The sequence below is a fragment of the Arthrobacter sp. OAP107 genome (assembly GCF_040546765.1).
GTDB lineage: Bacteria > Actinomycetota > Actinomycetes > Actinomycetales > Micrococcaceae > Arthrobacter.
This window is the reverse complement of record NZ_JBEPOK010000001.1, coordinates 1,718,425-1,739,292: the sequence shown is the minus strand read 5'-3', so window position 1 is coordinate 1,739,292 and position 20,868 is coordinate 1,718,425. Positions and strand designations below refer to the sequence as shown.

Sequence of the window (20,868 nt, the reverse complement as noted above, 5' to 3'; positions counted from 1 at the left end):
GGACCCAGTGCAACGTACCTGTATAGCAGGAAGCCGGGAAACGGCGGGCCTGTCAACCGCGGGGCACCGTATGGTGGGCGCTGACCGTTAGGAAGCTGCCCGAGGGGCGAACCAGCCGGAGAAGTCCGCAGCCCACTCTTGCGGGCCAACAAACCCGATGGAGCCCAGCTGCCGCGCCTCCTCACAGCGGCGCAGACCCCACCAGAGGTCGTAGAGCACCCGCGGGGCGACATGAACCTGAAGATCCGGGACACGTTCTGCGCGGCCGATGCTCGCGGTTGTCTTGCTGTTCTCTGTGCAGATCCAGCCATGAAGGGGAGCTCCCCTGACGTTGTCGAACTCGAACCCCAGGACAATCGACTTCCTGGGCAGGGAATCTGTCACAAGGCTGCGGCCCATGTGTTCGAGCAGCGTGCCAAGCCCTGTCCGCAGGTCATTCTCAAAGGGCGCATGCCAATGACTCGCCCAGAGGCCCAGCGACTCCAAGGTCTGCCGCAGCGCGTAGCCGACCGGCGTCAGTCTGTAGCGTCGTGAGCCGCGGGGGCCGGTTTCATCGTTGCGAACGACAAGCTCCAGCTGGACCAGGCGCTTGAGCCGCTGGGAAAGCAGTGTCCGCGAAAGGTCAGGCAGGGCCCGGGACATATCGTTGAACCCCATTTCACCGCAGAGGAGTTCGCGCACGATCAATAGGGACCAGCGGTCACCCAGCAGCCGCAGCCCTTGTGATATCGACCAATAATCGGCACTCGGGCGCCCTGCTGTTTTCGCCAGGTCGTCTTGTTCCCGGGTGAACTGCTCCGAAATGGTCGTCATCGTCCCTGAGCTCCAAGCGATCCGTGAGTTGTGCTGCCACCATTCTTCCCGACCCTTCGAGGTGCTGTGTGTGCGCCACGCACATAAGTTGATGCCCGCCTGTCCGTCGCAGGCCTTCACCGGTTCTGCCTTTAAGCAAGAATCGAAGGTTGGCCGATAACCGTCCAACCTTCGATTCTGCGGTCCGTTTGCTAGAGCCGGATGTCTGCAGACTCCCCCGGTTTCAAGGCGATGAGGAGTTCGCTGAGCCCGGCATCGGCGAAAAGCTTGCTGATCTGGTCCGCATTCTGGCTGAAATGTTCCCACGAATCCTCGTGCACTGGAACGACCTTCTTGACACCCATGATCTTGGCCGCCTCCAGGGCCCGGTCATTGCTGAGGGTGATGTACGCGCCATCTGCGATCACATCGAATTTTGCGCCGCCGACGAAGAGCACAGCGATATCAATGGCTGGAAAACGATCCGCAATTTCGCGCACGATATCCAGCTCGGAGTTATCACCGCTGATGTAAATCGTCGGCATGCCCTCTGCTTCGAGGACAAAGCCAATAACGGGCCCGAGTGCGTCCCACACGCCCTCCGGGCCATGATGCGCCGGCACTGCCGTGATTTTCATCTGCCTGCCATCGGGAAGCGTAACGGTATGAGTCTCGTAGTCGCTGGTCCCGCGGACGTTGGGGCCGAAGTTCTTCGCAGCCTCCGTCGTGGTGAGGGCAAGCGGCACCATCGTCAGAAAACCCCGGCCGGCCAAGTCCAGGTTGTCGATGTGCTCGTGGGAGGCGAGTGCCAGGTCAACGTGGCCAAGCTCCTCGGGGGTGGCGCTGGGGGCGAGCTTCTTGATGACGGGTCCGGCGATTGGGTGGTGGTAGACCTGGGGGGAATCGAAGGTGGGGTCAGTGATCATCCGGTAGCCGGCGATCTCGAGGAGCAGGGTCGGTCCTCCAATGAGGGTTGCTTTGACGTCGTCCATAATTTCAGTCCTTTATCGGGTCGGTGGCGGCCGGGGTTCAGCTCTTGCTCGTCATTTGAGCCGTGATGTCTTCCGCCCCGTGCAGGACATAGACGAGCTTGCCGTCATCGTCGAAAGCCGGAGCGTTCAGGGGCTGGAACCACCGGGGCTCGAAAATCCCGTCTGAGTTCTCGATGTCATAGCGAACAGGCGGAAGAATATCGATCTTGCCGGTTTCGACAACACGCTCGATGGAGCTGCGCAGAATCTCTGTTCCCTTGGCGTCAGGGTTGTCCGGGTTGTCCGGAAAAGCCTCGAGGATGTCCATGCCGACGATTCCCTCGCGGCTCTTTCCCGTAGATGCAAGGAACGAGTCAGTGGCAGCGACGATCGTTCTGTCGGGGGTGACGATGATGTATTGGTTCGGCAGACTTTCGAAGATTTTCTGAAAGTCGGGGTTATGTGCATCTGAGGATGACACTTCGACTCCTTTCCCTGATGAGCGACTCTTTCGCGTCTCGTATTGCCATTGCAGCAGGTGGGGCCGCCCCCCACTAGTGCAATACATGGACTGGAAGGAGTCAGCGTCCCTGCTGTTTCGCCGACCAGGGCCTGCCGCAGATGTCGGGAAAAACGGGGATGCCCTTTGGCTTGGGCCATCGGCGGCATTTGTCCCAGATCCCTAGAGTCCGAAGGCGGTTCCGTGGCCATGCTCGAACACGAGGTTGGTCTGGGTGCCTGCGACGGCAGGATTCGATGACAGATGGTCCAGTACGAATTGACGGATGTGCTCGGTATTCCTGGCCGTGATGTGGATCAGGAAATCATCTGCACCGCCAAGAACGAAGAATTGCTTGATCTCGGGCAGGTCCCGCAACTCATTTCCGAAGGCATTCATCAGGTGCCGGGCCCCAGGCCTAAGCCGCACGCTGACCAGGGCCTGGAGGGGCAGGCCCATTGCTTCGGGTGCGACTTCGACGGTGAAGCGCTTGATTACCCCCGACTCTTTGAGCGCCTTGAGGCGGGCAAGACAGGTTGACGGCGCAAGTCCGAGGGCCTCCGACAACGACTGATTGGTACGCCTTGAATTATTGGACAGCAGGCCTAGAAGCTTGTGGTCCACTTCGTCCAATGGCACCTGTTGCAGTTTCTGCGAGTCCGACACTCTGTAACGCTCCTCACAATGCAGGAATTAATGAGCTGCTTCCATTCTGCCGCAGATCCTGCGAGCAGGGCTCACGTTTCCGCATTTTCTGTCATTCTTTTGCCCACAAGCATCAATCCCCTCAGAAAGCATGAGTCATGATCATCTCCGTCCCCAAGGAAATCAAGAACAACGAGTTCCGCGTCGCGATCACTGCCGCCGGCGTCCACGAATTCAAAGCAAACGGCCACGACGTGCTCGTGGAAACCGGCGCCGGCGCCGGTTCCGGCATCAGCGATCAGGAGTACGCCCTTGCCGGAGCCGAGATCGTCGAGACCGCAGAGGAGGCCTGGGCGCGGGCCGACATGGTGATGAAGGTCAAGGAACCCGTGGCATCCGAATACCGGCACTTCCGTGAGGGCCTGCTACTTTTCACCTACCTGCACCTTGCAGCGGAACCCGCACTGACCCAGGCGCTTGTCGAATCCGGTGTCACCGCCATCGCGTACGAGACCGTTCAGGAAGGCCGGGCACTGCCGCTGCTCGCCCCGATGTCCGAAGTGGCCGGCCGGCTCTCCGTCCAGGTCGGTGCGACCTCGCTCATGGCGCCGGCAGGGGGCAAGGGTGTGCTGCTCGGCGGCGTTCCGGGCGTCCGTCCCGCCAAGGTTGTCGTCCTCGGTGCAGGCGTCGCCGGCACCAACGCCGCGGCCATGGCGCTCGGCCTCGGCGCCGACGTCACCATCCTGGACATCAACATCAACCGGCTGCGCGAGCTGGACGCCCAGTACCAGGGCCGCCTGAAGACCGTAGCGTCCAACTCATACGAGATCGAAAAGTCCGTTATCGATGCTGATCTCGTCATCGGCTCCGTCCTGATCCCGGGCGCCAAGGCACCCAAGCTCGTCACCAACGACCTCGTGGCCCGGATGAAGCCCGGCTCGGTGCTCGTTGACATCGCCGTGGACCAGGGCGGCTGCTTTGAAGATACCCACCCCACCACGCACCAGGAACCCACGTACAAGGTCCACGAGACGATCTTCTACTGCGTGGCCAACATGCCCGGCGCTGTCCCGAACACCTCCACCTACGCCCTGACCAACGTCACGCTCCGCTACGCGGTGGCTTTGGCCAACTACGGCGTCAAGGGTGCTTTCGACCGGCTCCCCGCTCTCGCCGGCGGTCTGAACGTGGCGGCAGGCAAGGTCACCCACAAGTCTGTCAGCGATGCCCACGGGCATGACCTCGCCGACTGGCAGGACCTGGTAACGGTTTAAGGCATCGGCCGTGTCTGCCCGATAGAAGGCAGACACGGCCCGCTTCACAGGAAGGGAAAGCATCGAATGGCATTTCACCTGCAACCCAAGTGGCAGCCGCTGATTGGCCAGCCGGTCATTGTTAAACTTCAGGATGAGGAGATCCGGCGCGGAGTTGTCGATGCAGTCACCGACGATGATCAAATCCTGTGGCTCGACAGTGACGGCGCTGAGCCCCGCCGGCTATTTCACCGGGCAGACGGTTTCAACGTGTGGGTCGACTACAAGTGGGAAACTGAGAGGTTCAGCCGTTGCCCTGACTTCCAGCGGGAGGCTGCATCATGAGGGGCGGGCAGTCCAAGGCGGCTGGATACGTACAGCATCGGGAACGGTTTCACAGTGATAATGAATTGTCAGCAGCAATCACCAGGCTGCGTTCCCAACGGGACAACAGTGAAGCGTCAGGTGTTCTTGTCACCTGGCACGGCCCCTGGTCCTACACCCTGGAGCTCTGCCACCGGATTCCTCCCGGGCTCGTCTACGAGTGCATCGCGTCTGAACGACTGAATATGGCACTCTAATTCAGACCCGGCCTGACGGGCCGCGCCCATCAGCGCTCCCCCAGCAGGCTCGTAACCTCAACGACCGTCCTTTCCGATGGGCGCCAGGCACACGGTCCGCGCGAATGATGTGCCCGCAGTACATGTCGATCACCTGAACCGCCACGAAAATGGTCGAAGATGAACAGCCGCAAGCCCCTCCCCTACCTGGTGTGTCAGAGAGCGGGGAGCGCCACCGGCCCTGTGCAACCTGGCAACGACAAAGGAACCCTGATGTCCGAACTCACTGTTGAAAGAGCAGATCTCGGCATGGCATGGGCGGTCAAAGACAGCTTTGTCCGCTACGTGCAGTCCATGCATGACGGACGCATACTCTTGCGTGACGGTGCTGCCGTGACCAATACCCGGCAGTTCTATTTCCCGTTCAAGAGCCTGGACCAGTCTGCCGGTGACCACTTTGTGCTCCAGTTCGGTGGGGAGGCGCGCTTCCTCGCCCACCATGGGCTTATGTCGGTCGCAATTTGCAACCCAAAAATAGAAGTCGGGCCGGACGGGGCATGCCTGTCCATCGAGCAAGGAAACGAGACGGTGCAGCTCGCCGATCTCCGTTTGCCGGCGGTGTCGGTGGAAGACGGCGTAACCATGTGGGCGAATGTCCAGGTAGCGTTGACCAGCGCAGGAGCGGCTGTCTTCGCAGACAGCTACTCAGCCGGAGAGACCCTGGCTCCGCTGACCATGAGAGCACCATCCTTCGTGAAAGTACCGTGACGTCGTCTTTGAGGGAACCTGTTCGACACCGCTTGGGGCCGGTGCTGGGAAACACCTGAAGACACGGGTGCGTTTGTTTGTTGCAAGGAGCTCAAGATACGTAGGCGCTTCAACATACCTGGCCCTTCGCGTTTAGGCATGGTTCGTTTGTTTGATCCGGTAGGGGCGGTGGCCGCCGGCGGCGAGTAGGCATCTAAGTCTGTAGTTAGTGAAGTTGCGGAAGCCACGGGCGATTCTGCGGGTGGTTTCGATGACGCCATTTATCGCTTCGGTGGGTCCATTGGAGGCGCCGTTGGTGTCGAAGTAGGCCAGGATCGCTGCCTTCCATTGTTTGAGCGTCCGGCCCAGTCGTGAGATTTCCGGGATCGGGCAGGACGGGAACGAAGCGATCACTTCGTTGATTAGTTCCCTGCCTCGCTCGGGTCTGGCGTGGTAGATGTTGCGGAGCTTCTGGTAGCACTGCCAGGCCAGGGTGACCTCGTGGTGCGGGTCCCCGAGGGTGAGCTTCGCGTCGAGCCGGGCGGTTTGTTTGTCGGTGAGGTGTTCGGCGCCGACTTGCAGCGCCCGGCGGATGCCGTAGAGCGGATCGCCCTTGCGGCCGCGGTGTCCGAGGGTGTCCTGCTGGACGCGGCGGCGGACCTCATCGACCATGGCCGATCCGAGTTTTACGACGTGGAACGCGTCCAGGACGGTGATGGCTTCTGGCAATTCATCGCGGATTGCGTTCGCGTAGCCACGGAACGGATCCAGGGCCGCTGTCTTGATGCCGGTGGTGAAGGCGGCACCGCGCTCTTTGAGCCAGTCGGCGTAGGCCTTCCCGGACCGTCCTGGAACGAGGTTCAGCAACCGGGCGTGAACTATGCCGCGGGCGTCCCGTGTGTGGTCCACGATCCCGGTGACCATGCCGGATCCCGGCGGGCCCGTGTGTGACCAGACATGCTCGTCGACGCCGAGCGCGTTCACGCCGGCCAGCCGTTCCGTGATGCCGATGCGCCTGGTGGCCTCTGCCTTGATGGCGTCCCAGACGGTGTGCCAGGAAAAGCCGAGCTGATGGGCCAGGGCTGAAACGGAAGTGTCGAAACGCTGCAGCGCGTCGGTCGCCCATGCCACTGCCCGGGCGGTGAGTTTCGCCCGCGGCCCGGCCAACGGGTGTTCCTCGGTGAAGGTGTTCCCCCGGACAGTCCGGGTCGGGGCAGCGCCAGACGCGATTGGCCCACAGCAGCCGCACCGGACGACCGAAACACGGGGTGTCATGGAGACGAACCGGCCGGCGGCCGTGCCCGACCGCGACGACGCCGCAGCCCGGACAGCCACTGAGGGTTTCACCGGTTTCGACGTGCAGAACCAGGCCGTTGGCGGTTGCTGTGACGGAGTTGATGTGGAGGCCCTCGACACCGAGCAGCGCATCCGGCGCGCGTGCACCAGCGGCCACCGGAACAAGACATAGAGTTATTCATGTCAGGGTCTCTTTTGGGTGTTGGTTTGCTTGGCCGCAACCAATTCAAAGAGGCCCTGACCTTATTCCCACCGCACCACGCCGCACCGACAACATCCAATGCCCGGCGGGGACAGTCTCAGCCAGCACTAACCACGCTCATCTGCGAAGGGCCACATACCTGGCGCATCCGATCACGACGGATATGGCATGTTCCCGCCCCCTTGGAATGACTGGTGCCGGGGGCAGGAGGCGCGGCGCCGGATGTCCAGGACACGTCCAAGCCGCAACGGCAGCGCCGCCACACCACTTGGTCTACTGGGAAGCCACTGTTGCGGTCGTTCGGACCAGGTGGGCGAAGCGTCGTGCCATTGCCTCAGTATGCTCCCTCACAATCTGGTCTTGATTCTCGAACGCCTGCATACCATGCCCTGCCCGCTCCATGGCAACCGCGTCATTCTCGTCGACCAGGGATAGCCACTGGCGGTAGACCGCCGGCGACAGCTCAGGGTGAAACTGAACTCCCCACGACATTTCGCCTACCCGGAAAGCCTGATGCGGATACTGGGCGGTCATCCCGAGCCAGACCGCCGAAGGTGGCAGGTGGTCGATCATGTCCCCATGCATGGCCCCGGCGCAGAAAGGGCCCGGTAACCCGGCCATCAGGGGATCCCCGGCCGCCTCGGACCGTAATGCTACCTCTACGACTCCCGCCTCGAGGCCCTGGTCGCCCCTGGTCACCGTACCGCCGAAAGTCTGTGCCATCAGCTGAGCTCCGAGGCATATCCCAAGTGTGGGCTTCCTGTGGCTGGCAGCAGCTGCCATAAGGCTGCGGATGTGGGCAAGCCAGTGATAGACATGGTCGTCCAGCGAGCTCATGTCACCGCCCAGGACCACCAGGGCGTCCTCCCGAAGTATTTCCGGGATCACGTCGTCATTAAATGGCTGGACAATTCTGGTGGTTATACCCTCATCGTGCAGCCACAGGCCGAGACGGTCGATCGGGCAATAGGGATCCGGCTGTATGACGAGGGCCTGCAAAGTGCCGGCGCCTCGGGAAAGATCTGGCTGGTAGGTCATGCTCGAATTCCTTATCGGGCGATCGGAGTTTCCAATACTTCAAGGTAGCGAACGGCATCGCCGCGACCGCAGTGCCATTTGCACATGGAGATCCGAATGTGTGTGCTTGCAGAGCTGAGGCATTGGCGCTTCGGATGGCTGGGGTCGACACTATTCACACCATGGGACGGTCCTTGAACAGGAATTTAGTTTGGGCGGCCGTTGCCGTCACTGAAGAACCGCGCGCTGGCCTTCCCGCACCGCCAACCGTGCGGCAATGCCTGTGGGTAGCCAGTCTCCGGATTCTTCGAAGGAATGACCGATGAGCTGCTCTACGCGCTGGAGGCGTTGCCGGAGCGTGTTGCGGTGGATGTGCAACTTGGAGACCGTGTCCGCAATGGATCCCTTGTTGGATAGCAGCATGGCAACTGTTTCGGCCAACTGGGTTCCATTTTCTGCGTCGTAGCGCATGAGGGACCTGAGTTCAGCGAGCACGTCCTTGATCTCCGCAGACATCCCTTCCCCTACGAGCGGCACGTCCTGCAGATGTTCTATTTCGCTGAAAGAGGTGACCCGTCTCCCGGACGTCCTGGCAACCAGTTCTGTCCATGCCAGTGCGGTCTCGGCGTCGGAAAGCGCAGGCTGCAGGGAAGCGACATCGCGGGCCACCGGACCGAGGCCGGCGAAGGCTGAGACGCCGCGGTGTTCGTCGAGCTCAGAAAGAGTTGTCTCCAGCTTCGCCTTGATCTCCTCTCCCGTACCGGAGGGGGTATCAATAAAGAGCAGGCTGAGGGGTCCCTCCGTGAAGACGAGGGACCGTGGGCCGGCCAGTTCCTGCAGGTAGGGGGCAATGCGCCTGGACACCGCATCCGAGTCGAATTTCAGCCGTTTCACCCGTACCAGGACAGGCAGTGTGCGGCCCTTTGACCAGCCTGACTCCTCCAGAATGCGGGCGAATGTGCTCGTGCCGACGCTTCGAAGCAGGCGTGAAGCATGGGAGGAACCTACCGATTCCAGTTCTACTGCTTCAAACAGGGCGGCCAGTTGGGAGCAAATGGCGCTGAGTCGGTCAAGTTCCCTGGCGGAATAGCGGCGTGGACGGTAGCAGGTGACGATGCCCCGGGTGCTCGTCAGGCCGAAGGAAACAGATATCCGCTCATGTCCGGCGAAGTTGGATTCGATAAATTCGGAGGTTGCTGTTCGTGAGTGAGTGGTTCGAACCACTGTTCCGCTTCGCTCGCCCTTGTCCATTGCGATGGCAGTGGGCGGGGATGTGGCTGGACCACGACCGAAATATTCGATGACGCAACCGTCGGAGCTCATGTGCTTGAGGATCGACTGGGCGGCCACTTGAGCGCATTGCAGAACCGAAGTGGCGGAGTTGATCGGGAAATCTACAAGGAAATGTGCTGCTGCAGACTGACGCCGCAAGTCATCAACAGTCTCAGCCTGCAGCAGGCCGCTGGCAAGCAGCATGCCCACCTCGTCGGCAATCAGCTTTGACTCCCACGTGAAGGTTTCCTCGACATACGACCAGAGGCTGAATACACCCAGGAGCGTCCCGGTCGGAGCCACGATCGGGACTACCAGCATCGAGTTGAAATCTTCTTCCTGCAGTTCGCTGATGCTGACGAACCGCGGATCCTGCTGAATGTTTTTGTTAAGGACAACTGACTGCCGGGTAAGCCCCACCCAGCCGGTTACCCCCTCGCCGAGGCGAAGGGTGACCCTTCCAACTTGCTGGCTCTGCACTCCAGCGGTACCTGCACGCATAACAAGAACTTGTTCCTGTTCATCCCACAGGTAGACGAAAACCCCTGCTGAGTTTGTTGCCCTGGCAACCAGGTCCACTGCCCTTTGAGCAAGCGCGAGCGGATCGGGTCCTTCCATCATGAGCTGCGTGAGCTCAGACAGGGTATCTGCCCGGAGCTCTGCTATTTGGAGTTTTTGGCGATAGTCAGCCGGCAGGACCTCGTTCGGTTGCGGCGCCGCGGGCTCAGCAGGGGTATTCATCTTTTCAGCTTAGGAGGCTCATGCCCATGGAGGCCCGACTGAACTGCCTTGGCGCGTTGACGCCAATCCAGGCCGCCTCCTCCTCCGCGGATCCGATCCGGTACAAGGCGGCGTTGCGTTCCTCGGCAGCGTAGACCTGCACAAGTTCGCCTTCCGGCGGAAGCATCCCGTGTACCTGGACCTTTCGACCAAACTGCTCCGTCCATCCGTACGGAGCCTGTTCCAGTTCAATGGATTCGAAGCCGGCGAAGTATTCAGCCAGGGCTGCACCGTGCCGTTGCGCCTGAGTCCAACTCTCGAACCGCCGAAACGTTCCGTCCTCGGCCTGCCGTGCCGAAACGTCTCCGATAGCGAAGATCCCGTCAGCGATTTCACCGCTGGTCAGCAGCGCCTTCCCGTCGGCAGTGCAACGGACTCCGTTGGAAATGTCGAGGTCGCTGTAGGTCAGCCATTCAGTATTGGGCCGGGCGCCGACAGCGCTGATAACAAGGTCGGCGTGCAGGTCCAGGCCGCTGACCTGGACTGTCCATGCGGCATCGGTTTTCTGAATGGACTCCACAGCAACTCCAAAGTGGGTTACAACACCGGCCGAGTGCATCCATGCCTTTGCTTCTTCCCCCAGATGTCCTGAAAAGAAGCGCTGCATTGGTTGCGGAGCCAGATCCACTACGGTGACCGCAAGCCCACGCTGGGCCAGTGTGGAGGCGAGCTCCGCACCAATGGTTCCGGCGCCGATGATGATCGCACTGGCAGCCCCTGCATCCACGGCATTGCGCAGGGCGAGGGCATCCTCGGCGGTTCTCAGGCTGAGAACGCCTGCCGGCTCTTTTGGCAGTCTGATGGAACCGGCTCCGGATGCGATGACGACCGCGTCAGCCGCCACTTCTCCGAGCTTGTCCAGCAGAACAGTCCGCTTGTCAGGGAGCAGCCCGATCGCCTTTGCGTTGAGGATCGGCGTAGCCTCCGGCCACCACTCGGCCGGTTCGACGGAACCAGTGCCTAAAAGAAACTGCTTGGACAGCGGGGGCCGGTCGTAAGGCGCATTCGGGTCGGAATCTATGACGATAAATTCGCCTGCAAACCCAAGCTCACGGCTGCGTTCAATCAGCATCGCCGATGCAACCGAAGCGCCAATAATCGCGACCCGGTCTGGCAGATGTGTCACGACGCCGAAACCTCTGCGGCTTTTTCGCCGGCCTCGGTCGATTCCCGTTCAAGGATTGCCCGTTCAGGGCAGTTCCGGATGGCCTTGCGGACGTTCGGCTCGTCGCCGCTGTTTTCGCGGCCAGGAATGACGTGCGCATAGCCTTCCTCGTCGATCTCGAAGGTTTCGGGTGCCAGCGCCCAGCACCGGGCGTGGCCCTGGCAACGCCCTCCATCGACCCAAAGTTCTCCCATAGTGATCAAGCTCCAATCTTGAGGGTAAGCGGGCCGACGCCGTGCCACGGCTCGTCGTCATTCGCCCGTTCAAAGTGAGGGACAGCCTTCAGGAATTCCTCCATGGCAATAACCATCTCGGCGCGGCCAAGGTTCGATCCAAGGCACCGGTGGATACCGCCGCCGAAGGCCAGATGGCGGTTGTCTTCACGGTCAATCTTGATTTCATTGGGTTCTTCGTAGACCTCCGGGTCCCGGTTGCCCGCGCCGAAGACGAGCACGACGCGTTCCCCGGCCTTGATCTCCTGGCCACGGACAACTGTGTCTGCTTTTGCTGTGCGGGCCATGGCCTGGACCGGAGAAAGCGTCCGCAGGAACTCCTCGGCAGCTGTGGGGATCAGGTCCGGGTCTTCACGCAACTGCTGCTGGGCGTGCGGGTTGCCGGCAAGGTACCAAAGGGCGGACCGGATTGCCCAGGCGGTCGTATCCAGCCCGGCCAGGAAGAGCAGGTAGCAGTACGACAGCAGTTCTTCACGCGTGAGCTTCCGTCCCTTCACCTCCGCTTTCAGAAGCTGGGTGATCAGATCGTTGCTGGCCTCTGCTTCCGGTCCGGCCTTTTCCCGTTCGTCGAGAAGGCGGTCGAAGTAATCGTTGAGCTCGCGTCCGGCCGCGTAGGCCGTTTCAGGATGGGCCGTGCGCTCATAGATGATCTCATCGATCCACCGGTCGAAAATCGGCCAGTCCTGCTCCGGATATCCGGCCAGGCGGCTAAAGATGATTGTCGGCATCGGGCGGGCAAGCTTCGCCGAGACATCAACGACGTCGCCCGCCGCGAGGACCTCCTGGCAGAGCTGCCGGGCGGTCTCCCGCATTCCCGGGCCCAGCTTGGAAACATTCATGGGAGTGAACATCGGCAGCAGGATCTTGCGGAAGTCAGCGTGGGTCGGCGGATCGATGTCAATCGGGATAAGGGGGACATCGGTGCCGAAGGCAGGGAGGAGCATGGAGGGACCGACAGCGAAAGTGTCAGGATCCTGCTCTGCATTGAAGATGTCTTCGCTCTTGGTGATGTACCAAAAGCCCCCATACTTGTCGCTGTGACCGACAGGACCGTTGGCGAGCATGTCCTGGTAGTCGTCGAAAATGTTGTCGAGTGCCCGTCCGTGGAAGTCAAAGTCTGACTTGTTGTGGCTGAGCCCGCGCTCGGTTTCTGTGCTCATGAGAATTGCTCCTGAAGTAGTTGCTCTGACTGTGCGTGTGCCGCGGCCTTCTCCACGAGATCCACGAAGAGAGCCTTCTGGGCTTCGTCATAATCGACCATGTGTTCGGGATGCCACTGCACCCCGATCAGGCTGGCATCATCGGCTTCGATTGCCTCAATAACATCGCCTTCCCGTCCCACAATGCGAAGGGCTTTCCCGAGCCTTCCCAGGCCCTGGTGGTGGTAGCTGTTCACCGGGATGCTCAGGCCTTTAGCGATCCGGGCAAGTTCGGAATCAGGTTCCAGCTGCACCCTGTGCCACGGTTGGTGCGAAGGGTTGTCCTGCCAGTGCCCTCGGTCCGGGCTTACTTCCTGGACCAGGGTTCCGCCGCGAATGACGTTGACAAGCTGCATTCCCCGGCAGGTCGCCAGGACCGGTATGCCACGAAGCATGGCCTCGTTGTAAAGCTCGATCTCGAAATCGTCCCGGATATCGCAGACGTCATAGACCGTGTCGATCGGGTCCTCGCCATACAGTCGGGGGCTGATGTCGCCGCCGCCGGTGAGGATGAGCCCGTCGAACCCTTCAAGGGCCGCATCGGGGATTGTTGCCGTTGACGGAAGAATGGCAGGACGGCCGCCCGCGGCAAGGACGCCGTTGGCGTAGGCCATGTTCTGGACTGTTGAAGGCATCGGGCCGAAGGCGGTATCGACGGTTTGCCGAGCCGCTGAAATGGCAATAAGGGGCGCCCTCATGTCAGTAAACCAGCCAGCCACCGTCGACGTGGATGGTGGTACCGGTCACCCAGCTGGCCTCGTCGCTGGCCAGGAACGCGACGGCGTTGGCAACGTCGGACGGGCGGCCGATACGTCCGAGCGGCGTACGGTCAAGGAGGAACTTCACGGCCTCTTGGTTCTCCAGCACGGACTTGGTGAACGGGGTCTCGATGAAGCCCGGGGCAACAGCATTGACGCGGATCTTGGAAGCCGCGGTTTCGATGGCCAAAGCCTTCGTGAACATCAGGAGTGCACCCTTGGAAGCGTTGTAATGCACCTGGGGGTGCCCGCTGCTGGCGATGACGATATGGGCCTCGACTGATGTGATGTTGACGATGGCGCTGGTTGAATCGTCGCCTCGGGCGGCGGCGCCCTTCTCCAGCAGCGGACGTGCAGCCTGGCTGACCAGGAACGGGCCTGTGGAGTTCACGGCGAAGACCTGGTCCCATTCGGCAACGCCGAGGTCATCGAAGTTGCTGCCCTTGACGATGCCTGCGTTGTTGACGAGGGTGTCGAGCCGGCCGAACTTGGCATCGATCTCGGCCATGCCGCTGCCGACCGAAGCCTCGTCGGCGACGTCCATAACAACAGGAACCATTTCCGGGTGCTGGCCAACCAGGCGCTCGAGCGCGGCCTCGTCACGGTCGAGGGCTACGACGGTAGCGCCCTCCTTGAGCAGCTTTTCTGCGATGGCAAGGCCGTTTCCGGACGCGGCTCCGGTGACTGCGGCGATCTTTCCGGGGTGAGTAGTCATTGGGTGTTTCTTCTTTCTTGGTAAGGAAAATGGTGGATTGAACGCTTCTCAGCGCTGCACTGGGCGCTAGATTCGTTCCAGGTAACGTGCGATTTCGAAGTCGGTGACACTGGTCTGAAGCTTGCGGAGCTCCCAGCGCCTCGTCTGGACGTAGTGCGTGACGAAGGTTTCACCGAAGTACTCCTTGGCGACCTCGCTCTTCTCGAACTGTTCGATGGCCTGGCCGAGTGTTGCGGGGAGCTCCTTTACCTGGTGTCCCTCCTCCAGGGCGTATGCGTTGCCTACCACCCGCTTGGGAGCGGTCATCTTTGTGTCCACGCCGTGCAGGCCGGCGGCGATGCTGGCAGCGATGACCAGGTAAGGATTGGCGTCAGCGCCAGGTACCCGGTTTTCGATGCGCGCAGCACTGCCCGTTGACGGGATGGACCTGATGGCAACCGTACGGTTGTCCAGGCCCCAGGTGGCGCTGGATCCGGCCCATTGCCCGCCTTCGGTCCGCTTATAGGAGTTGATGGTGGGCAGGTAGAGGGCGGTAAGCTCCGGCGCCGTCTCGACGACGCCCGCCAGGTAGTTGTACCCGACGGCGCTCAGCTCGCCGGGCTCCTCGGCATTGGCGAAAGCTGACTTGCCGGATTCCGGATCCCAGAGACTCTGGTGCATGTGCCCGGAGGAGCCGGCCCACTCCGGGTTGATCTTGGCCATGAACGATGCCGTGTAGCCGGCTTCAGCTGCGACCTCCTTGACGGTGGCCTTAAGCCGGAGGGCGTTGTCCGCGGCTGCGAGAGCATCCGAGTAGTGGATGTTCATCTCGAACTGGCCCGGGCCGTTTTCGCTGTTGCTGGCCTCGATGAAAATGCCCTGCTCAGACAGGCGGCGGCGGATCTCGCCGATGAGGAACTCGGTGCCTGTGTCCCTGACGAGGCTGTAGGTGTGGCTGCCAGCCGTGATGGGAGTCAGGTCACGCCAGCCGTTGGCGGCAAGCTCGGTTGGAGTCCCCTTGAACAGGTAAAACTCGAACTCGTAGGCGCAGACCGGCGAGTAACCGAGGTCTTCGGCTTTCTTCACAACCCGCTTAAGAATGCTCCGGGGACAGATCGCCGCCGGCTCGCCGGACATTTCGTAGGCATCGCAAATGACGGATGCGACCCCAGGTTCCCCCGGAACAACCTTCAGGGTGTTGAGATCCGGCAGCAGGGTCACGTCAGGGTAGCCCGAGTCCCACCCCGTGTAGCTGAGATCAGAAATGATCTCATCCTGAATGTCCCAGCCGAAGATGATGTTGCAGATGTTTGTGCCGCGCTCAGCGACACTTTCCAGGAAGTACCGGGCGGGGATGCGCTTGCCGCGCCACACACCGTCCAGGTCCACGACGCCCACTTTGAAGGTTTTGATGTCGTTTTCGGAGACGAACTTTTGCAGTTCGTCGTGGGCTGACCCTGCGGCGGTTTTATCCTGCATGTCGATTGCCTCGAGTTCTTGGAGGTCCTCCGGGACCTGTGTGATCGGATTCACTGTGTACCTCTTTATCCTCATTGATATCGGTTACTAAAGACACTAAATGCGGGGTCTCGCGGGCGTATGTGCAAAGTGCACATCATGATTGCCGGCTACATGCATTCGGTAAGCCACGTCACATTTGAGACCGCGTCCCTGCACTCAGGCCAAGGCTTTGTTGTGTTCCTGCCCGGTTCCAGGGGTGCGAAAATCCCCGGAACCGAGCGGGCAGGCAGGCTTAGTAGACGTCCTTGACGTAACGTCCTTCGCCTTTCATGGACTGCAGGTAGTCGTGCGCCAATTCGGGCGTCATTCCACCGTGGCTGATGAGCACGGCCAGCAAGGCTTCGTCAACGTCAGGTGCTATTTGTTTGCCGCCGCACACGTAGACCGAAGCACCGCCCGACAGCCAGGCAAAAACGTCTTCACCTTCCTCGCGGATCCTGTCCTGGACGTAGACCTTGCCCTGTTGATCCCGGGAAAACGCCAGGCTGAGCCGGTCCAGCACTCCATTGGTCTGCAGTTCTTCCATTTCATCCTGATAGAGCCAGGACGGCTTCTCGTGACGGTCCCCGAAGAGCAGCCAGTTCCGTCCCCGGGCCTGTGAGACTTCGCGCTCACGAAGGAAGCCGCGGAACGGGGCAATTCCGACGCCTGGGCCGATCATGATCACATCAGTTGAGCTGTCGTCGGGCAGGTGGAACTCGTGGGCCGGCAGCGGGAACACTTTCATGGCCGTCTTGGTTTCCGCGGCGGACTGGAGGAAACCGCTGCAAGCGCCCGAATGCCGGCGCCCGGCAGCCTCGTACCGCACGGAAGAGACCGTCAGGTGGACACGGTCACCGTCAGCAAGTGGACTGGATGCGATGGAGTAAGACCGGTGCTGCAAAGGCCGCAGCATTGGGATGAACTCGTGCGGATCAACATCTGTTGATCTCGTTTCCTGCAGGACGTCCAGCATGTCCCGTCCCCACAGCCAATTCTCCAACGCCAGGCGATCACCGGACTCGACGAGGTTCCGCACGGGATGATCGGGCGCGAGATCTTCAACCAGCCAGGCCACGATGCCCAGATGAGGCAGCCGAAGCTCATAGTCGTTTTGGAGGGACTCGCGTACTGTCTTGCCGTCGTTACCGAACACCTCGCTTCCCTCGAGGCCCAGAAAGGCGAGGAGGTCATCGACGAGCTCGCCGGAGTTGGCCGGGATTACGGCGAGTGAGTCACCCGGCCGGTAGTTGCGGCCGTCGCCGCTGACCTCCAGCTCATAGTGCCAGACCTCTTTTTCAGACTCCGGAGCGCTCAGGAGGCGGGCCTCGACGACAGTGGCCGTATCAGGTTCCCGGCGGGTGGTTTTGGGCTGCTCAGCGGGCGTTGTTCCCGGGGCGGAGGAGGCTTGCGGGGTTTTGCCTGGCTTCTTGGGAACAACTGTCTTGAAGGTCTCAAGCATGCCCTTGATCCACTTGCCCGACGTCAGGTCATAGTCGACATCGCAGTCAAGGCGGTCAAGGATCCGCTTGCCGCCGAGTTCGCCAAGACGTGTGTCAAGGTCGATGCCGGCCTTGCAGAAGTCTTCGTACATCGAGTCGCCAATGGCAAGGACCGCGAAGGGCACATCCTCAAAGAGGTCTGCGCCAGCGCTCTGAAGTTGATCCCAAAACGGTTGCGCGTTATCGGGCATGTGGCCGTTGTCGTGTGTGGCGGTAACGATCAGCAGCCGGTCCTTGCGCGCCGCATCTTCGGGGGTGAGCATGTCCAGGCTCATCAGCTCGGCTGCATAGCCCTGGGCGTTTGCCTTGTCCACGATCTTGGATGCCAGGAATTCTGCGTTCCCGGTCTGGCTGCCGTAAAGCACGCTCAGGGTCTGCACAGCACTGTCTGTTGCACCGGAAACTTCGGAAGAGATGCCTTGGTCGGTGCGGACCAGTTCCCCTGTCTCAGTTGTCACGATCAGTCCTTACAAAGACGGTTTTGAGTTCGGTGTAGGCCTCGATGGCTGCCTGGCCCAGTCCGCGGCCGATGCCGGACTGCTTGAAGCCGCCAAAGGGCGTTTGCATCCGGATCGAAGAGTTGGAGTTGACGGACAGAGCCCCGGACTCCACTCCCCGTGCTGTCCTGAGTGCCTGGCCTACATCGTTGGTCCAGATGGAGCCGCTGAGCCCGTAGATGGAGCTGTTTGCCAGGGCGATGGCTTCTTCCTCGGTGTCAAAGGGGATGACCGAGGCGATGGGGCCGAAGATCTCATCAGTTGCCACCCGGCTCTTGGGGTCCGGCGCAATAACGATCCGCGGTGCCATCCAGAAGCCGGGACCCTCCGGTGCCTCGCCTGCGGTGACAACGTTCAGTCCGTCACCGAGGAAGCTGGACACGGATTCGCGGTGGCTGGCCGATACCAGAGGGCCGAGATTTGTTGTGGCATCGAGCGGGTTACCGATCTTCAGGGCGCGGGTCGTTTCGATGAACCCTTCAACGAACTCGTCGAAGACTCCCCGCTGAACGAGAAAACGGCTGCGGGCGCAGCAGTCCTGACCAGTGTTGTCGAAGACAGACATAGGCGCCGCCTGGACGCACTTTGCAAGGTCTACGTCGTTGTAGACGATGCTGGCGGACTTGCCACCCAGTTCGAGGGTGACCCGTTTCATCGTCTTGGACGCTGCCTGGATAATCGACCGGCCGGTTTCGGTGGAACCGGTGAAACTGACCTTGTTAACGCCGGGGTGTTCGGCAAGGGCGTTACCGACGCGTGCCCCAGAGCCGGTGAGGACCTGCAGCGCGTCGCCGACGACGCCCAGTTCGTTCACGATTTGGCCAAGACGGACAGTGGACAGCGGGGTGAGGGCCGCAGGCTTAACGATTACGGCGTTGCCGCAGGCGAGGGCAGGTGCGATACCCCATGACGCGATCGGCAGAGGGAAGTTCCACGGGGAGATGACGGCTACGACGCCCATCGGCTCACGGAAGGTCATGCTGATGCCACCGTCGACGGGAATGGTGTCGCCGAGGATCTTGTCGATAATGCCCGCGTAGTACTTGAAGCATTCGGCTACTCCGAGCACTTCCTGCCGGGCGGCGGCCAGCGGTTTGCCCACGTCGGTTGATTCGAGCAAGGCCAGCTCGTCGGTGTGCGCGATGACAGCGTCCGCGATGGCCCAGAGGGCGTCACGGCGTTCGGCGATAGGCTTCCGCGCCCAAATGCTCTGCGCCTTCCGGGCACGCTCGACGGCCGCGTCAACCTCAGCCAAGTCGTACGAAGGGACTTCACCAATCAGTTCCTCTGTAGCGGGGTTGTAAACGGAAATAATGCTGCTCATACTCGGGTGCTCCTTCAGGAGAGTGGATTTCGTCAAAGATTCCTAGTCCCATGTGGAGTCTGGGAAGCTCCGTTGGTATCGAGCATGCCCGGGCTCCGGCCAGGGAGCGAGTGCGACGGGCACCACATCGATGTCAGGCATGTGCAACCTGCACACCGGGGTGACATGCGCCAAAACTGTGCATTGCGACCATGAGCGGTGGGGATAGTGTGCAGAGCTGACACAGCAGCGTGTAAGGAGCGACTTTAGGCTGTAACCCAGTTCACAGCAGCCGTGGCAAGGGGGCCACGACTGCAGTTGGATTTCAGCGGTGCTACTCATTTTCGCCCTGTCGAAAGCATCGTGAAATGACTAGGCTTCAAACGTCCGGGAGGGACGAATGGCAACTAATAATGTTCAATTTGAGCCGGTGGATGCCGGACCCAACGGACTCCTGACCCCCGACAAGTTACTCGGCCGCGGGCTAGGTGTCGGATCAATCGTGTTCATGGTTGTGGCTGGTGCCGCACCGATGACAGCTGTCGTGGCCGGCTGGCCTGTGGTGGTATCTGCCTCGGAAAGCACGGGCGGTCCACTGTTCTTCCTCATCGCCACGGCGATCCTGTTTCTGTTCGCGATTGGCTTCACGCGTATGACGCCGTTCGTGAAAAATGCGGGGGCCTTTTACTCCTACATACAGACTGGCCTCGGCCGGGGCATGGGGCTAGGGGCTTCCACCTTTGCACTGGGTACTTACCTGCTCCTGTTTCTTGCGCTGTGTTCATACCTGGGATCAGCGGCCCAGACCACTGTTCACGATCTGGGCGGCCCGGATCTGCCTTGGTGGCTGTGCAGTCTGGTGCTGATGGCGATCTGCGGTGCTCTTGCGTACCGGGACGTCGAGCTCTCCGCCAAGGTGCTGGGTGTGGTCCTGGTCATTGAAACGGTCGTTCTGTTGGCAGTAAACATCGGGGTGGTTGTCCACGGCGGTGCGGAAGGTTTGAGCGGTGACTCACTGTCCCCCGCCCGTCTGGGTGAAGGTGTCCCGCCGCTGGGCGTCATGTTTGCCTTCTTCTCATTCATTGGTTTTGAGGCCACCGCTGTTTTCCGCAACGAAGCGCGTGACCCCGACCGCACAATACCGCGCGCAACGTACATCGCCGTCCTCGCTGTCGGCATCTTCTACACGTTCACCGCATGGGCCATGCAGGCCGGTATCGGTGACAGCAACATCGTTGAAGTGGCTACGAATGATCCCACCAGCATCGTGGTCGGTTTGGCCGCGAAGTACGTCTCCCCTGTCCTGGCAACTCTCCTTCAAGTCTTCCTGATCAGCAGCCTCTTCGCCTGCATTCTCACGTTCCAGAACGTGCTGACGCGCTACCTGTTCACCCTCGGAACGCAGGGCGTGCTCCCCTCCGGGCTTGGCACGGTCCATCCCCGACACCGGGCTCCTTCCAGGGCCTCGTTGACTGTGTCGGTCGTGGCAATTGCCCTGCTTGGGGTCGAGGCGCTCCTCGGGCTAGACCCGGTGACGCAGGCGTACACCTGGTTTTCGGGATCAGCAACACTCGGCGTGGTGGTTCTGATGGCCCTCACGTCATTCTCGGTGCTCGTGTTCTTCCGGAGAAAGGCAACAGGAAAGCTGTGGGCCACGCTGTTTGCTCCCGCTCTTGCTGTGATCGGTCTCGGCGCGATTGTCTTCCTGGTCGTGCAGAACTTTGGGCTTCTTGTCGGCGGTGACCTGGCTGCAGGCATCCTGCTAACGGTCATGGGAGCCCTGTTTGTCGGCGGTTTGGTGACCGCACTGGTGATGCGCTCAAAACGGCCCGAAGCATACGCCGCGCTTCTGCCCCCGGTATCAAGCCAGGAGCACGAACCGGCCAAAAGCGAGAACTGCGCTACGGCGGAAAACAAGAGCTAACCCCCCGGGATTCCGGACTCGTGCCGGGCCCGAGGCACTGCTGTGGTGACCTCCAGAAC

The 20,868-nt window shown here is 61.1% G+C and carries 18 protein-coding genes and 1 pseudogene; 4 read left to right on the top strand and 15 right to left on the bottom strand.

What is annotated here, in order from left to right; translation table 11 throughout:
* Positions 1 to 87: 87 nt before the first annotated feature.
* The 4 genes from ABIE00_RS08095 to ABIE00_RS08080 all read right to left on the bottom strand — a co-directional run bounded on the left by ABIE00_RS08095 (position 88) and on the right by ABIE00_RS08080 (position 2,928).
* On the bottom strand, positions 88 to 813 hold the full coding sequence (locus ABIE00_RS08095) for a winged helix-turn-helix transcriptional regulator (protein WP_285319835.1): 726 nt from the start codon (positions 811 to 813) through the stop codon (positions 88 to 90).
* 191 nt (positions 814 to 1,004) lie between these two features.
* The gene (locus tag ABIE00_RS08090) at positions 1,005 to 1,784 is read right to left on the bottom strand and encodes an MBL fold metallo-hydrolase (RefSeq protein WP_354258890.1); all 780 of its coding nucleotides are present in this window, start codon (positions 1,782 to 1,784) and stop codon (positions 1,005 to 1,007) included.
* Positions 1,785 to 1,821: 37 nt separating this feature from the next.
* Positions 1,822 to 2,244, bottom strand: coding sequence for a PAS domain S-box protein (locus ABIE00_RS08085; RefSeq protein ID WP_205679365.1), 423 nt, complete (start codon positions 2,242 to 2,244; stop codon positions 1,822 to 1,824).
* Positions 2,245 to 2,445: 201 nt separating this feature from the next.
* Positions 2,446 to 2,928 (bottom strand): Lrp/AsnC family transcriptional regulator, encoded by a 483-nt coding sequence (locus tag ABIE00_RS08080; protein ID WP_056387789.1) that lies wholly within the window; start codon positions 2,926 to 2,928, stop codon positions 2,446 to 2,448.
* A gap of 137 nt (positions 2,929 to 3,065) precedes the next feature.
* On the opposite strand from ABIE00_RS08080, the gene ald reads away from it, so the two are divergent.
* The 3 genes from ald to ABIE00_RS08065 all read left to right on the top strand — a co-directional run bounded on the left by ald (position 3,066) and on the right by ABIE00_RS08065 (position 5,488).
* Entirely contained in the window at positions 3,066 to 4,181 is a 1,116-nt protein-coding gene (gene ald, locus ABIE00_RS08075) for an alanine dehydrogenase (RefSeq protein WP_166183130.1), read from the top strand.
* A 66-nt stretch (positions 4,182 to 4,247) separates the two neighbouring features.
* Positions 4,248 to 4,505, top strand: a complete 258-nt coding sequence (locus ABIE00_RS08070) for a hypothetical protein (RefSeq protein ID WP_133830829.1) — start codon at positions 4,248 to 4,250, stop codon at positions 4,503 to 4,505.
* A 488-nt stretch (positions 4,506 to 4,993) separates the two neighbouring features.
* Positions 4,994 to 5,488 carry an HtaA domain-containing protein gene (locus ABIE00_RS08065; RefSeq protein WP_242703048.1) on the top strand — a complete coding sequence of 165 codons (495 nt, stop codon included), beginning with the start codon at positions 4,994 to 4,996 and terminating at the stop codon, positions 5,486 to 5,488.
* Positions 5,489 to 5,620: 132 nt separating this feature from the next.
* On the opposite strand, the pseudogene ABIE00_RS08060 reads toward ABIE00_RS08065, so the two are convergent.
* The 11 genes and pseudogenes from ABIE00_RS08060 to ABIE00_RS08005 all read right to left on the bottom strand — a co-directional run bounded on the left by ABIE00_RS08060 (position 5,621) and on the right by ABIE00_RS08005 (position 18,906).
* Positions 5,621 to 6,945 (bottom strand): annotated as a pseudogene (locus ABIE00_RS08060) (ISL3 family transposase).
* Between the two features lie 293 nt (positions 6,946 to 7,238).
* Positions 7,239 to 8,003: a type 1 glutamine amidotransferase gene (locus ABIE00_RS08050; protein ID WP_133830830.1), complete on the bottom strand. Its 765-nt coding sequence runs from the start codon at positions 8,001 to 8,003 to the stop codon at positions 7,239 to 7,241.
* A 207-nt stretch (positions 8,004 to 8,210) separates the two neighbouring features.
* Positions 8,211 to 9,995, bottom strand: a complete 1,785-nt coding sequence (locus ABIE00_RS08045) for a helix-turn-helix domain-containing protein (RefSeq protein WP_133830831.1) — start codon at positions 9,993 to 9,995, stop codon at positions 8,211 to 8,213.
* A gap of 4 nt (positions 9,996 to 9,999) precedes the next feature.
* Positions 10,000 to 11,160, bottom strand: coding sequence for an NAD(P)/FAD-dependent oxidoreductase (locus ABIE00_RS08040; protein WP_285319837.1), 1,161 nt, complete (start codon positions 11,158 to 11,160; stop codon positions 10,000 to 10,002).
* Positions 11,157 to 11,393, bottom strand: a complete 237-nt coding sequence (locus ABIE00_RS08035) for a ferredoxin (protein ID WP_133830832.1) — start codon at positions 11,391 to 11,393, stop codon at positions 11,157 to 11,159. The genes ABIE00_RS08040 and ABIE00_RS08035 overlap by 4 nt, the downstream gene beginning before the upstream one ends.
* A 5-nt stretch (positions 11,394 to 11,398) precedes the next feature.
* Complete coding sequence (locus ABIE00_RS08030) at positions 11,399 to 12,592, bottom strand: cytochrome P450 (protein WP_133830833.1); 1,194 nt, start codon at positions 12,590 to 12,592, stop codon at positions 11,399 to 11,401.
* On the bottom strand, positions 12,589 to 13,329 hold the full coding sequence (locus tag ABIE00_RS08025; protein WP_133830834.1) for a gamma-glutamyl-gamma-aminobutyrate hydrolase family protein: 741 nt from the start codon (positions 13,327 to 13,329) through the stop codon (positions 12,589 to 12,591). Before ABIE00_RS08025 ends, ABIE00_RS08030 begins: the two co-directional genes overlap by 4 nt.
* A 1-nt stretch (position 13,330) precedes the next feature.
* On the bottom strand, positions 13,331 to 14,104 hold the full coding sequence (locus ABIE00_RS08020) for an SDR family NAD(P)-dependent oxidoreductase (protein WP_133830835.1): 774 nt from the start codon (positions 14,102 to 14,104) through the stop codon (positions 13,331 to 13,333).
* A 66-nt stretch (positions 14,105 to 14,170) separates the two neighbouring features.
* Entirely contained in the window at positions 14,171 to 15,616 is a 1,446-nt protein-coding gene (locus tag ABIE00_RS08015) for a glutamine synthetase family protein (protein WP_243835349.1), read from the bottom strand.
* 220 nt (positions 15,617 to 15,836) lie between these two features.
* On the bottom strand, positions 15,837 to 17,543 hold the full coding sequence (locus tag ABIE00_RS08010) for a diflavin oxidoreductase (RefSeq protein ID WP_133830836.1): 1,707 nt from the start codon (positions 17,541 to 17,543) through the stop codon (positions 15,837 to 15,839).
* Positions 17,533 to 18,906, bottom strand: coding sequence for an aldehyde dehydrogenase family protein (locus tag ABIE00_RS08005; RefSeq protein WP_133830837.1), 1,374 nt, complete (start codon positions 18,904 to 18,906; stop codon positions 17,533 to 17,535). Before ABIE00_RS08005 ends, ABIE00_RS08010 begins: the two co-directional genes overlap by 11 nt.
* 379 nt (positions 18,907 to 19,285) lie before the next feature.
* Here ABIE00_RS08005 and ABIE00_RS08000 point away from each other — a divergent pair, with 379 nt between their 5' ends.
* A complete protein-coding gene (locus ABIE00_RS08000; protein ID WP_133830838.1) occupies positions 19,286 to 20,809 on the top strand; it encodes an APC family permease in 1,524 nt (507 codons plus the stop codon).
* Positions 20,810 to 20,868: the final 59 nt, after the last annotated feature.